This is a genomic window from Gloeocapsopsis crepidinum LEGE 06123 (assembly GCF_015207655.1).
Lineage (GTDB): Bacteria > Cyanobacteriota > Cyanobacteriia > Cyanobacteriales > Chroococcidiopsidaceae > Gloeocapsopsis > Gloeocapsopsis crepidinum.
This window is the reverse complement of record NZ_JADEWN010000003.1, coordinates 12388-26420: the sequence shown is the minus strand read 5'-3', so window position 1 is coordinate 26420 and position 14033 is coordinate 12388. Positions and strand designations below refer to the sequence as shown.

General features: G+C 42.2%; 10 protein-coding genes. 6 read left to right on the top strand and 4 right to left on the bottom strand.

The features are described from left to right. Nucleotides 1-22 precede the first annotated feature (22 nt). The 3 genes from IQ230_RS01695 to IQ230_RS01685 all read left to right on the top strand — a co-directional run bounded on the left by IQ230_RS01695 (nt 23) and on the right by IQ230_RS01685 (nt 4516). On the top strand, nt 23-1180 hold the full coding sequence (locus IQ230_RS01695) for a GNAT family N-acetyltransferase (RefSeq protein WP_193930221.1): 1158 nt from the start codon (nt 23-25) through the stop codon (nt 1178-1180). 27 nt (nt 1181-1207) lie between these two features. Further along, complete coding sequence (locus tag IQ230_RS01690; RefSeq protein ID WP_193930220.1) at nt 1208-1981, top strand: SDR family oxidoreductase; 774 nt, start codon at nt 1208-1210, stop codon at nt 1979-1981. A gap of 168 nt (nt 1982-2149) precedes the next feature. After that, complete coding sequence (locus tag IQ230_RS01685) at nt 2150-4516, top strand: ABC transporter permease (protein WP_193930219.1); 2367 nt, start codon at nt 2150-2152, stop codon at nt 4514-4516. 94 nt (nt 4517-4610) lie between these two features. Here IQ230_RS01685 and IQ230_RS01680 read toward each other — a convergent pair whose 3' ends face one another. The 3 genes from IQ230_RS01680 to IQ230_RS01670 are packed head-to-tail and all read right to left on the bottom strand — an operon-like array spanning nt 4611 to nt 6912. Beyond that, nucleotides 4611-5951: an efflux RND transporter periplasmic adaptor subunit gene (locus IQ230_RS01680; protein ID WP_193930218.1), complete on the bottom strand. Its 1341-nt coding sequence runs from the start codon at nt 5949-5951 to the stop codon at nt 4611-4613. A gap of 41 nt (nt 5952-5992) precedes the next feature. After that, nucleotides 5993-6529: an adenosine-specific kinase gene (locus IQ230_RS01675; RefSeq protein ID WP_228054496.1), complete on the bottom strand. Its 537-nt coding sequence runs from the start codon at nt 6527-6529 to the stop codon at nt 5993-5995. After that, nucleotides 6490-6912, bottom strand: coding sequence for a hypothetical protein (locus IQ230_RS01670; protein WP_322742252.1), 423 nt, complete (start codon nt 6910-6912; stop codon nt 6490-6492). Before IQ230_RS01670 ends, IQ230_RS01675 begins: the two co-directional genes overlap by 40 nt. 119 nt (nt 6913-7031) lie before the next feature. Between IQ230_RS01670 and IQ230_RS01665 the strand changes: the two genes are divergently transcribed. After that, nucleotides 7032-7778, top strand: coding sequence for an ABC transporter ATP-binding protein (locus IQ230_RS01665; RefSeq protein ID WP_193930216.1), 747 nt, complete (start codon nt 7032-7034; stop codon nt 7776-7778). Nucleotides 7779-7836: 58 nt separating this feature from the next. Here IQ230_RS01665 and IQ230_RS01660 read toward each other — a convergent pair whose 3' ends face one another. Further along, nucleotides 7837-10602 (bottom strand): cation-translocating P-type ATPase, encoded by a 2766-nt coding sequence (locus IQ230_RS01660; protein ID WP_193930215.1) that lies wholly within the window; start codon nt 10600-10602, stop codon nt 7837-7839. 284 nt (nt 10603-10886) lie between these two features. On the opposite strand from IQ230_RS01660, the gene IQ230_RS01655 reads away from it, so the two are divergent. Beyond that, nucleotides 10887-13019, top strand: a complete 2133-nt coding sequence (locus tag IQ230_RS01655; protein WP_193930213.1) for a cation:proton antiporter domain-containing protein — start codon at nt 10887-10889, stop codon at nt 13017-13019. Between the two features lie 39 nt (nt 13020-13058). After that, on the top strand, nt 13059-14030 hold the full coding sequence (locus tag IQ230_RS01650; RefSeq protein WP_193930211.1) for a YihY/virulence factor BrkB family protein: 972 nt from the start codon (nt 13059-13061) through the stop codon (nt 14028-14030). The last annotated feature ends 3 nt before the right edge of the window (nt 14031-14033 follow it).

The window sequence follows — 14033 nt, the reverse complement described above, 5'->3', positions numbered from 1 at the left end:
TAGTACAACGAGCACCATTGTCATGACGTCTCAGTTTGAATACGATACAATCTCTAATGCTGAAGACGAGCAACAACTAGGAAAAATCTTACAGCAGTGCTTCAACTCTCCACCCGACAGCATCAAAACTTACCTTCAACGTGTTGGTAGAGAAAACTTCCGCAGCATCCGTCATTCAAACCAAATTATTGGTGGTTTAGTGATTCTTCCCCAAGGACAATGGTTTAGGGGTGAATGCGTTCCTATGGGAGGAATCCAAGCAGTGGGTATAGCCCCAGAATATCGCGGTTCTGGTGCAGCACTAGAACTCATGCAACAAACGATTCGAGAACTTTACAACCAGGGTATACCACTTTCTACTTTGTATGCGGCGACACAACGATTGTATCGCCAAGCCGGATACGAACAAGGAGGAAGCCTTTGCACTTGGGAAATGCCCACACAAAGTATCATGATGCGCGATCGCACACTACCAATGCAAGCTGTAAATGTGGATGACAATCGACTCCACAATCTCTATCAGCAGCAAGCAAAATCAACAAATGGCTATTTGCAACGTCATCAATCGATTTGGCAAGAGATCGTTGAATTATCTACTTATGCTTATCTGATTGGCGATCGATCTGAAGGTTATCTACTGTTTAAACAACAGGAAGTCAATAATAGCAATTGTCTTATAATCCGCGATCTTGTCTTGCTTAGTGCAGGCGCAGTGCAGCGTTTCTGGTCATTTATTAGCGATCACCGCTCGCAAGTTGAGAAAGTACGATGGAGGGCTTCTCCTCATAATTTTTTAACGCTAGTTTTGCCAGAACAAACTGCTAAAGTAGCAAACTTAGAGCATTGGATGGTACGAATTGTAGATGTTATAAAAGCTTTAGAGAAACGTGGTTATCCACAAGAATTAGTAACCGAATTGCATTTGGAAGTTCGCGATGACTTGATTGTAGAAAATAACGACAAATTCATTTTAAAAGTAGCACAAGGACGCGGTGAAGTAGTACGAGGAGGGAAAGGAGAACTAAAACTTGATGTCAGAGGATTATCTCCCCTATACACAGGATTATTTACACCACAGCAATTGCAACTTGTAGGATGGTTAGAAGCTACAGAAACAGCTTTATCAATAGCAACACAGATTTTTGTTAGTTCTTCACCTTGGATGTCAGACTTCTTTTGATTAGAAATAAACCACAGTGCAGAAGTAGTGAAAGATTACGGGTTATTTAATAAGGTGGCTTTAGTGACGGGAGTGAGTCGCATTCAAGGAATTGGCTTTGCGATCGCGCGGGCGTTTGCAGAAGCTGGGGCAAATGTTTTTACAACTTATTATCGTCCTTACGATGCTTTGATGCCTTGGGGAAGTCGCGATCGAGAAGCAGAAGAAATTGTTACCATGTTGCAATCTTATGGAGTAAAAGCTGCTGGATTGGAAGCGAATCTTGCTGAATCAGAGATACCAAAACAACTATTTGATCAAGTAGAAAATTTGCTGGGTTCTGTCGATATTTTAGTAAATAATGCAGCATATGACGAACAAGTTGATATCTACTCATTGTCTGCTGATTTACTTGATACACACTATGCAGTGAATGTACGGGGAACTACACTGTTATGTCAAGAATTTGCGCAGCGTCACGATGGACGCGATGGCGGTAGAATTATCAATCTAACTTCTGGTCAAAGTTTAGCACCAATGCCAAAGAATCTCCCTTATGCAATTACTAAAGGAGCAATTGAGGCACTAACAATCAGTTTAAGTGCTAGTTTGGCAGATAAAGGTATTACAGTTAATGCAGTCGATCCTGGCGCGACAGATACGGGTTGGATGAACGCAGAATTTCGCGATCAACTTGCAATGCGATCGCCTTTTGGGCGTGTTGGTACTTCAGAAGATGCGGCACATATTATCTTATTTCTAGCTTCGGCACAAGCACAATGGATTACTGGGCAAATTATTCGTTCAAGAGGTGGATTGTAGTAATATCTCTGCGACAATAACTTGAATTTCTTTAACATATATAACTTGTTGTATTTTCTATCATCAAACCTTGCAAAGATGTAAGAAGTACCGCATAGCTTATACCTTTTTTCTGTTCCTCTACTAGCGAGTAGCCTTTAACCGAACGTAGATATTAGGTAGGCATCCATGTCACCTCTCAATCAAAAACTCTGGCGAGATCTCTTGCATTGGCGAGGACAAGGGATCGCGATCGCATTAGTTGTTGCCTGTGGTATTGCTAGCTTTGTTTCGATGTTAAGTGCATATGATTCACTGCAATTATCGCAAGCGACATATTATGGGCAATATCGTTTTGCAGATATATTCGTACAACTGAAGCGTGCGCCAGAGTCACTTGTTAATCAAATTGCTGCTATTTCAGGGGTAGCACAAGTACAAACACGAGTCGTGATGGATGTCACACTCGATATTCCACAGCGCGATGAACCAGCGATCGGACGGTTGGTATCAATTCCTGAACAGCCGAGTGTCATGCTTAACGATCTTTATTTGCGTCAAGGGCGATACATTCAAGCAGGGCGTAACAATGAAGTATTAGTCAGTGAAGCCTTTATTAATGCAAATCAACTGCAATTAGGAGATATGCTAGGAGCCATTATCAATGGACGTTGGCAATCGTTGCAGATTGTTGGTATTGCGCTTTCGCCTGAATATATTTATGAAATTCGTGGTGCAGGAAATTTGTTTCCAGACAACGAGCGGTTTGGCGTGTTATGGATAGGACGCGAGGCGTTAGCTACGGCATTTAATATGGATGGTGCATTTAATGATGTTACTCTGTCGCTGATGCCTAAAGCAAGTCAAGCCGACATAATTTCTCAACTTGATCGCTTGCTAGCACCTTATGGTGGTTTAGGGGCTTACGGAAGAGAAGATCAAATTTCGCATCGAGTTTTATCCGATGAAATTACTCAACTGCAGGGAACAGCTACGGTAGTACCGATTGTCTTTTTAGGAATTGCAGCATTTCTGTTGCATATCTCACTATCACGATTGGTGAGTACCCAGCGCGAACAAATTGCGGTACTCAAGGCGTTTGGATATAGCAACAGTACAATTGGAATTCATTACTTCAAGTTTGTGCTGGCGATTGTACTGCTGGGAGCTATTTTCGGTACAGGGATTGGGGTATGGTTTGGAAATGCTGTGACACGCACTTATGCTCAGTTTTATGCTTTTCCTGTACTACGCTACGAAGCAAGAATTGAATTGATTGTTGGCGCAATTGTCATTAGTGGAGGGGCTGCACTCTTTGGAGCGTTTATTGCTGTGCAACGTGCTGTGTTGCTACCACCCGCCGAGGCGATGCGCCCAGAACCGCCTGCAGTGTTTCGCCTGACGTTCATCGAACGCATGGGATTGCATACTTGGCTTTCTCCTGTAGGACGCATGATTGCGCGGAATATTGAGCGTAGACCGGTGCAAGCTTTCTTTGCGGCTTTAGGTATTGCACTGGCTTTAGCAATGCTAGTGGTGGGACGTTACTTGATTGATGCTGTTGAGTACATGATTGATGTTCAATTTCGGCAGGTGCAGCGTGAGGATGTCACAATTGTATTTAATAATCCACGTCCTGCTCGCGTCCGTTACGAAGTCAATCGTTTACCTGGTGTTTTGTACTCTGAACCGTTTCGCAGTGTAGCAGCCCGCTTGCGCTTTGAGCATCGATCGCGCCCTATTGGAATTACAGGGTTAGAACCAACAGGAAAATTGCGCCGCTTAATTGATCGACAACTCAACACAGTTAATTTACCACCTAATGGTATCGTTTTAACCAAAGCCTTAGCAGATATCTTACACATTAGTCCAGGAGATCTACTCACAATTGAAGTTTTAGAAGAAGAACGCCCGATCCGCACAGTTCCAGTAGTCGGGTTTGTTGATGAAATGATTGGTGTTGCTGCTTACATGGATATTCATGCGTTAAATCGATTGATGCAAGAAGGTGGAACGATTTCGGGCGCATTCTTGGCGATTGATACGAACCAAACTGAGCAACTTTACGCACTGTTAAAACGAACACCTGCTGTTTCAGGAATTTCAATTCGTCAAGCCGCGATCGCCCAGTTTCAGGAGACAATTGCTGGCAGTAGAGCAATTTTTACCACTGTTCTAGTCATTTTTGCCTGTATCATTGCTTTTGGAGTTGTCTACAATTCGGCAAGAATTGCCTTATCAGAACGCAGTCGCGAATTAGCAACGTTACGAATTATGGGATTCTCTCGCGTCCAAGTCACAGTGATTCTCTTAGGCGAACAAGCTGCAATTATTTTGTTTGCCATTCCGTGGGGATTTATTTTAGGATATAGTTTCTCAGCATTTCTGTCTGCAGCTTTTGAGTCAGAACTGTACCGAATTCCCTTAATTGTCACTAAAACAAGCTATGCTTTTGCCTTGGGAGTTATTGCGATCGCAGCGATCGTTTCAGGAGTCATCATTCGCCGTCAGGTGAACCGACTTGATTTAGTTGCGGTACTCAAAACCCGCGAGTAGTTGGATGGCAGAGGAAGTAAGGGGCAGAGGTAAATACTCTTTTCTATATATTCAAAACTCCTACTTCTTCAACTCACAACTTCTTTAAAAGAACTCAATCATTTATAGTGACAGACCGATTATCCTGAATTTGTTCTGTGGGGTGCAAGATTAATAGTTCACCAGCGGTTAAGCCTTGCTGAATTTCTGTGGTAGTATCACTGCGTTGCCCAACTGTAACTGTACGTCGTTCGGCTTTACCATTATTAACGACAAATACACACCAAGCTTGATTGCAACGAAACAATGCACTCAACGGTACTTGTAATACATTGGGTTTTTCCCAAACTACAATTTGCACATCGACTCGATAGCCATCACCAAGTATTGTTGGTGCGTCAATATCACCTATGACATTCACTCGCTGTTCTTCTACGCCTAAAGCAGATGTTTTTGTAAAAGCAGAAGGTTCAACGCGCCGTACTCGACCTTCTAGTTGTGTTGTCCCAGAGGTGACTTGCATCGCATTTCCGACAGCAACTCGTTCTGCATCACTAGAAAGAACATCTACCACAAGTTCAAGTTTTGTTGGATCGCCCAATTCCAAAAGTGGAGTTCCATCGCTCACAACTTGGGCACTACGTTGCAAAACTCGCAACACTTGACCGCGTACTGGCGATCGCATTTCGGTGCGTTGAGCTTCATCTTGCAATCGTGCTAGTTCCGCCTCGACACTAGCAATGCGAGCATTGTAAACTTCTAAAAGATAATCAGGATCGCTTTGCTCGGCTTGTAGTAAGGCAAGAGCTTTTTGTGCAACAGCTACTTCAGATCGCGCTGCTTGTGCGGCTTGGAGTGCGGCATTGTGTTCTTCTTGTTTTGTTTGTTCGTTTAATTCGGCTTGTTCTCGCGCTTGACGTGAGATGACACCTGTAGAGGCAAAGTATTGTGCCCGTTGGCGATCGCGCTGGGCTTGCTCTAAAGCAGCTTGTGCTTGAGCAACTCGTGCTTCAATTTGTCGCTGATTTGCCTGAGTTGTTGCAATGCGACTGCGTGCTTGTGCTAAAGCTGCGGTTTTGGGGCGTTGCGTTTCGACTCCTGCACGTTGCGCCCGCCATTCTGCTAAACGCCCTAAAGCTTCTTGAACAGCAGTTGTATGTGGCAAGGAATCAATCCGCGCTACAACATCCCCTACCTCTACAACATCACCCTCATTTAAAGTAATCCGATCTAGCTGTCCATTGACTTCTGCTGCAAGGATGTAGCGATCGCGGACTCGTGTCATTCCCTCTGCATTAACTGTGACTTGCAACTTGCCTTGTTCAACGCGCCCTACCTCAACTGCAACAGGAGTGGGACGTAGTAATAAGACAATGGCGATCGCTGTTGCTAGCGCAATACCGAGATAAATCAATAACTTTGGGAAGCGTTTAGATAGAGATGGCAGTGATATCATCTACAACTACCTCAGATCTCTTTGTGCCTCATTATTTAAAACTAAAGCTTATAGCCTACTTGACGTAAAAATTGATGGCGTACTCTCACATCTTCATCAGTTTCAATAGCCTGTGGTGCCGAACCATCCACAACACCTAAAATTCCTCTTCCTTGATCTGTTTCAGCCACAATTGCTTCAACAGGATTCGCAGTAGCACAGTAGATATTACAGACTTCTGGACATTGCTTAATTGCGTTCAAAACACTAATTGGATAGGCATTTTGCATCACAATAATAAAACTATGTCCAGCCGCGATCGCTTTTGCATTATTGACAGCAGCAGCTTGTAGTGTTTGTTCGTTACCAGCAGCACGAATCAAACACGGTCCGGATGCCTCACAAAACGCAATACCAAATTTGATCTGAGATGAACTTTCAGTCATGATTTCATAAAGATCTTCAACTGTTTTAATGAAGTGTGATTGTCCTAAAATGACATTACTTCCTTGTGGAATCTGAACAGGAATTGATTGCAGTTGCATTTTTACCCCAGTGTTTAAGCTAGTCTTTTGTAGTAGTTGTATGCTCTTAGCCATTGCAATGAAACTATATTAAGTAACAAACCAATAAAAAATAAAACAATCATTAATGCGATTTGATACCAAGCAATTGGTGTAACTTCTAAGTCAAGTACAACGTGTAAAAAGTTCAGAACGGTATAAAAGATTGTCAAACTTAAATGAATAACTCGATAACGTTTAGAGTCATTGAATGCCATGACTATGATTGCAAACATGGGTAAAACAAAAAAGCCGAGCATTCCCCAGAGAATATAAGCAATATTCAGATTATTGTGGATATCTGCGATCGCAATATCTTGACCGTGAAACAGTGGCATCAAACCAAGTTGAGTATGAAAGAGTGTACCTAGTAAAAAAACAGTCCAAAGCGCAATGATTTTTTCCTGATAGCTGATCACAATAGTAGCCTCTGCATCTCATTTGCTTAGCTCAACTTTAGGAAAGAAACTTGAGAATCTTGTGAAGATGGAGGGCGATCGCATAAACTTGAAGCATCGCCATAAAACTAACTCTGACCATGAGAAGCCGACACGGTCAGTTACCCAACTCCTCAGCTGGATCAAACATTGGGTTTCATTTGCAAGCCATCACAAAAGTTTACCGCATGGGTGAAGTGGAGGTTTATGCATTACAGTCAATTGATCTTGACTTATACGAAGGTGAGTTTGTTGTTGTCTTAGGACCTTCGGGTAGCGGTAAATCAACGTTATTAAATATCTTAGGTGGATTGGATGTTCCTTCAAGTGGGCAGATTGTCTTTGGTCATCGTGACTTGACTAGTGCTACTGATGCAGAACTAACCCGCTTTCGACGAGACTGCATTGGATTTATCTTTCAGTTCTACAATTTGATTCCTAGCCTGACAGCGCGAGAAAATGTGGCACTAGTGACAGACATCGCACGTCGTCCAATGCAACCAGAAGAAGCACTCTTCCGAGTTGGATTGAGCGATCGCATCAATCATTTTCCCGCGCAAATGTCGGGTGGCGAACAACAGCGAGTGGCGATCGCAAGAGCTATTGCGAAACGTCCAGAGGTATTATTATGTGATGAACCAACAGGAGCGCTTGACTTTCAAACTGGCAAACTGGTACTAGAAGTCTTAGAACAAGCTAACCGTGAATTAGGCACAATGACAATTGTGATTACCCACAATGCGGGAATTTCGAGAATGGCCGATCGCGCGATCGCAATGCGTAGTGGTCAAATTCTGAATATTTGTCGTAACGAACGCAAAGTTGCGCCAGCTGAATTGGAATGGTAAAGGGCAGGCAAGATGCCTCCCCTACAAATAATACTTAATTCCGTTGACCTTTGTGCTGCTATCTTTTTCTTGAAGAAGGCTTTTCGATTGGATCGATACGGTTAGCAATAATTGCAGTGGGAATCATTGGTAAACCAACAAGCAGACAAATCAGCCATTGATTCCAGTTGAGTGGCGCTGTAGAGAACAAGGTATTCATGAAACCCACTTGACTGAAAATAATTTGGAGAATAACTGCACCAACAATTCCGATTAAAATAGCACGAGCATCGCTAAATGATTCTCTGCGGCGTCCAATGAGTCGAGTTGCGATCGCAGTTCCCAGTTGACTCAAACTCAGCAGATAAAAGATCCTACCAGAAACCAGTGATTGAATCGCCATTGTCCGGGCTAAATCAACATTTCCAGTATCGCGGAGTACCCATTCAAACATTCCAAAAATCAAAATCCAGTTGAATACAGAAATCAAGATGATGCGATACAGTAGTCTGCGAGAAAGCAGCGGTTCGTTTGGATTACGTGGTTCCTGCTGCATAACAATTTCTGATTTGGGTTCAAAAGCGAGGGGTACAGTCATCGCAATTGAATTCACCATGTTTAACCACAGAACTTGTAACGAGAGAATCGGGAGAACGCGGGCTAGCAACACGCTAATTAAAATCGTCATTGATTCGCCACCATTGACAGGAAGAATAAACGCGATCGCTTTCAATAAGTTCCGATAAACTGTGCGTCCTTCTTCGACTGCGGCTTCAATCGAGGCGAAGTTATCATCTGTTAAAATCATGTCAGCGGCTTCTTTGGCGACTTCGGTTCCTGCGCCGCCCATTGCAGTGCCAATATCAGCTTGTTTTAAAGCAGGGGCATCGTTTACACCATCGCCGGTCATGGCGACAATTTCACCCTTAGATTGTAAAGCTTCTACTAAACGAAGTTTCTGTTCTGGGGCAACACGCGCAAACACTGCACCATCTTCTACCGCATTAGCCAGTTCGCGATCGTCCATCTGTGCAAGTTGTTTTCCGGTATACGCAATCACTTCTTCATGATGATTAAAGCCCATACGTTGAGCGATCGCCCGTGCAGTGACAGCGTGATCTCCAGTGATCATTTTGACTTGAATTCCTGCTTCCTGACAGGTTTTGACTGCCCTAATGGCTTCTTGACGTGGCGGATCGATCATTCCCTGCAATCCAAGGAAGCTTAAGCCTGTGGCAATATCATCGCGATCGAGCGATTGCTGTGCTGATACAGTTTTTTGGGCAAAAGCTAGCACTCGCAATCCTTCGTTCGCCATTGTATCAACTTGTTGCTGAATGAGTTCTGCATCTACTGGTTGGAGTTCCCCTTGGGCATTCAACATCTGTTCGCAACGCTGTAGCAATGCTTCTACCGAACCTTTGACATAAATTATCCGTTGTCCACGCTCCTGCTTATGCAATGTTGCCATATACTGAAACTCAGACTCGAAAGGAATTACATCCACTCTTGGCATTGCTTCTTCATGAGAAACATTCAGCCCTGCTTTATTGGCAGCAATAATCAAAGCTCCTTCAGTCGGATCGCCAATCACGGTATTCTGCCCATCTTTGACTTCTATGCGCGAGTCATTACACAGTAGCCCTGCAGTTAAACAGGCATGTAAAGCAACATTTGAGTTAAGATCTGCACTCTGCTGTGCCGCAGCACCATCAGGTATATCTATATCAACAACAATCTCCCCTTCTGGATTATACCCATTACCCGTAACTTTATATTGTCGTTCTCCGGCATAAATTGCTTGCACCGTCATTTGGTTTTCGGTGAGCGTTCCAGTTTTGTCAGAACAAATAACAGTAGCACCACCAAGAGTTTCGACAGCAGGTAGTTTGCGAATAATTGCATGACGCCGTGCCATGCGCGAAACACCAATGGCGAGTGTGATTGTGACAACAGCAGGTAAGCCTTCAGGAATAGCACTCACAGCCAAAGCAACAGCAGCTTCAAACATATCGATTAAGGAGTTTCCGTAACCAATACCTACAGCCACGGTTAAAGCCGCAACACCCAAGATAATGTACAACAGCGTCTTGCTGAAGCGATCAAACTTGCGTGTTAAAGGTGTTGTTAAGTTTGTTCCGCGATCCATTAACTGCGAAATGCGTCCGGTTTCTGTATCTTGCCCGATCGCAATCACAACACCGCTACCAGTCCCAAACGTCACAAAGCTACCTGCATACGCCATATTAGTGCGTTCGGCTAAGGGGGCATCAGTTTCTACTTGTCTTGTATTTTTTTCGACCGCAACCGATTCTCCTGTCAACGCTGATTCATTGACTTGCAAGTTGCGGATATCGAATAATCGTACATCTGCGGGAACTTTATCTCCAGAAGCCAGTATCACAATATCTCCAGGCACAATCTCTGTGGAAGATACCCTGACTTTTTGTCCGTCACGCAATACTGTCGCTTCCGTTTTTACCGCAGAAGCCAGCGCGGCGATCGCACTTTCGGCTTTCGATTCTTGTACATAGCCAATGATTGCATTGATGACAGTAACACCCCAAATGACCCCAGCATTTGTCCAAGATCCCAGTAATGCTTTAATTGCACCTGCAATCAATAAGATATAAAGCAGTGGTTGATTAAATTGCAACAAAAACCGTATTATTGGGCTTTTCCCTGGTTTACCTTTTAACTCATTTGAACCATACTTTTGCTGTCTTTGCGACACTTCAGCAGCGGATAAACCAGTTTTAGGATCGCTATCTAAACTTTGAGCAACTTCCTGTAGTGGTAGATTATGCCAATGATGTTCCAGCAATTTTTCTTCTGTTGCTGTCATATGATTTGCCCCCCGACACTGTTTCTGGCAGTTAGGTTATGGATTAAAGTTACACTGCTAGCCATTACCTGTTTGTAAAAACCGTTATCTTTATTACTTTATTCAATATATATGATGGAAAAATGACAATTTTTAAATCATTAAAGATTATATCTCCGTACTTGTAGCCAATAACTTGTAGTTCTTTTATACTGGGCGCTCAATCGATCAAATATCTTGATTTACAGGTTTTATTTATTAAAAAAAGTAACTAAATATAGATATTTTTAGGAATAAAAATTGATATGTATACCTTACCTATTAGCAATCTTTACACTCAAAGCACAATGGAAATCATAAATTTCTATCAAGTATCTTTTCTAACATTCGTGCAGGCGAGTTGGTTGTGTACGCAAAATACTGGGCGATCGCTTGTTGAGATTTTTCGTCCATCAGTTTTTTCTGGTCCAATTACCGATCCTGTGCCAGTATTTCTTATTATTATGGCAATTATGCTAGTTGCCCCGCTATTATTTGAGCGGATCAAACTACCAGGTATTGTCGGTTTAATTTTAGCAGGATTAGCAGTAGGTCCCTATGGTTTTGGACTATTAGAGCGTGATAGCACAATTATTTTACTTGGTACTGTAGGATTGCTATTTTTGATGTTCATGGCTGGTTTGGAAACAAGCCTGGACGATTTGAAGTATAACGCTGATAAAGCAGTTGTTTTTGGATTAGCAACTTTTATCATTCCGATGCTCTTAGGAACTGGTAGTATGTTGCTACTAGGTTATGGCTTACTTGCCTCAATTTTAGTAGCTTCCTGTTTTGCTTCGCACACCCTCCTGGCGCTACCTATCGCTATGCGGTTAGGAGTGATGCGTACTCAAGCTGTCACAACAGTTTTGGGAGGAACATTAATTGCAAATGTTTTAGCACTTCTTGTTTTAGCGGTTGTTGTTCGCGCCCATCAAGGAAGTTTAACCTTAGGTTTTTGGTTATTTCTGATTCCAGCTTTAACAATTTATACTTTTGCCACTTTATGGGGAGTTCCTAAGATTGGTCGTTGGTTTTTTCGGAAGTTTGGACACGATGAAAGTGCAGAATTCACCTTTGTTGTTGCTACCTTATTTATTGTATCTTATGTAGCTGAATTAATTGAAATTGAACCAATTATTGGGGCTTTTTTAGCTGGAATTGCAATTACCCAATTGATTCCTCAGTTGAGTCCTTTAATGAATCGTATTCAATTTATTGGGAATACTTTATTCATCCCATTTTTTCTTATTTCTGTTGGGATGCTAATTAATCCAAGTATTTTAATTAGCGAACCACGCTCTTTATTAGTAGCAGGAGTGATGACTTTTGTAGCAATTGTTGCTAAATTTTTACCAGCATGGGGAACAGGTAAAATTATTGGATTGCAGTTTCCTAACGTAATGTTGATGTTTGGTCTTTCAGTTGCACAGGCTGCATCAACTCTTGCCGCAATTACAGTTGCATTTGAGATTGATTTAGTCGATCAGCTAACAGTAAATGGCACGATCGCCATGATTTTAGTAACGTGTATTGCTTCTCCCTGGATAACAACACGTTGGGGCAAAGGCGTGAAACCCGATGCCGTAACTCCGACAACAGAGACAGCACAAAAGTTAGCAGATCGTATTCTAGTTCCTGTTGCTAACCCTAGTACCGAAGATCATCTCTTAAAACTTGCAATAATTTTGGCAAAAAATAGTGATGGAACATTACTACCCTTACATATTCTGAGTGACAGTAGTGGAGCGGTAACTGCTGAGAAAAGAATACAGCAACAAGAACTCTTAGCTAAAGCCGAAACAATCGCTCATGCAGCAGTAACGTCAGTCGAAACAATTGGGCGCGTTGATGATTCAATTGAAAAAGGAATTCTCAGAGCAGCACAAGAACGCGATGCTAATCTTATTGTTTGCGGTTGGAAAGGTTATTCTAGCTATCGCGATAATTTTTTTGGCAGTGTCATTGACAATGTTATCCGTCAAGCAACCGTACCTGTGTTAGTAGCGCGATTTGCTCAGCCAATTAGAAATACTGAACGTGTTATTCTTGCACTCACTGATTTAGACTTTGCCTCATCTAAGCTGCAAAAAACAATATCTTTAGCAGAAACTCTAGCTGACGAACTAAAAGCAAATTTAGAAGTACTGCACGTCACAAGAAATTCTCGCCGCAAAGCACCTAAAATTCCTCCAGTCCAAACTGAAGCAACAATTGAGCATGTACGGGGAAATTTTGTCAGCCGCGTTGCCAAAATGTTACAACCTGACGATTTACTGATCCTAACTTCAGGAAATCACCCTGATATTTTAAGTATGCGAATGTTAGGAACAGAACCAGAAGTGATTGCTCGCACTCATCCAGAAACCTCAATCATAGTGCTACATTTCCCGCGTTAAGTATAAATTAAAACTAAGGAGTAAAGTTCTTGAATTGTCATGAAATATGTAAGGAATGTATGGCAGCTACTTAAGGAGACATTTTCAGAGTGGCAATTTAATCAAGTTTCATTATTAGCTTCGTCTTTGGCATATTACACAGTTTTCTCGCTTGTACCACTCATGATCCTTGTCATTATGATGGTAGGGGCAATTTATGGCGAAGCAACAGCAAAGCAACAACTTGTCAATCAAATCCAAGGTATTGTCGGCACTGGAAGTGCTGAGGTGATTGCAACAGCGATCGCTAATATGCGACAAGATGCTACAGGAGGACCATTCCGCTTAATTTTTAACTTAGCTTTTTTTGCGTTTGGTGCTTCTGGAGTTTTTGCCCAAATTCAAAATGCACTTGACAAAATCTGGGAAGTTAAACCAGTACCAGGGAAGCATATTACACACTTTCTACGTAAACGATTGTTGTCGTTTGCAATGGTGCTAGTAATTGCATTTTTACTTCTTGTTTCTTTCGTTGCTAACACAGTCTTAGCCTCAGTTGTTGATGTTTTAAATGAGTTAACACCTGGGCAGGGCTATTGGTGGCAAATTCTTAGCTTTGTAGTCTCTTTTAGTATGATTACAGTTTTATTTGCCGCGATTTATACTGTATTACCTGATGCCAAGGTAAGGTGGCGTGATGCCTTAGTAGGCTCGATTTTCACTACAGTATTATTCATGCTAGGTCAGTACTTTTTTGGTTTATTTTTAGGTCAAACAGATTTTGGTTCAGCTTATGGTGTTGCTGGCTCATTTTTAATTATTATCACCTGGATTTACTACGCTGCCCATATTTTATTTTTAGGTGCAGAATTTACTAAAGTCTATGCCAAACAACATGGATCTCCAATTGTACCAGAAGAGTATGCAATACCTATTTCTGACCAAGCAAACCAAAAGCGATCGTCGCCAGTATTAACTAATTTCCGCCGTAAATGTATGCGTACATGGCATAGTCTCATTGGAAGAAGATAGTAG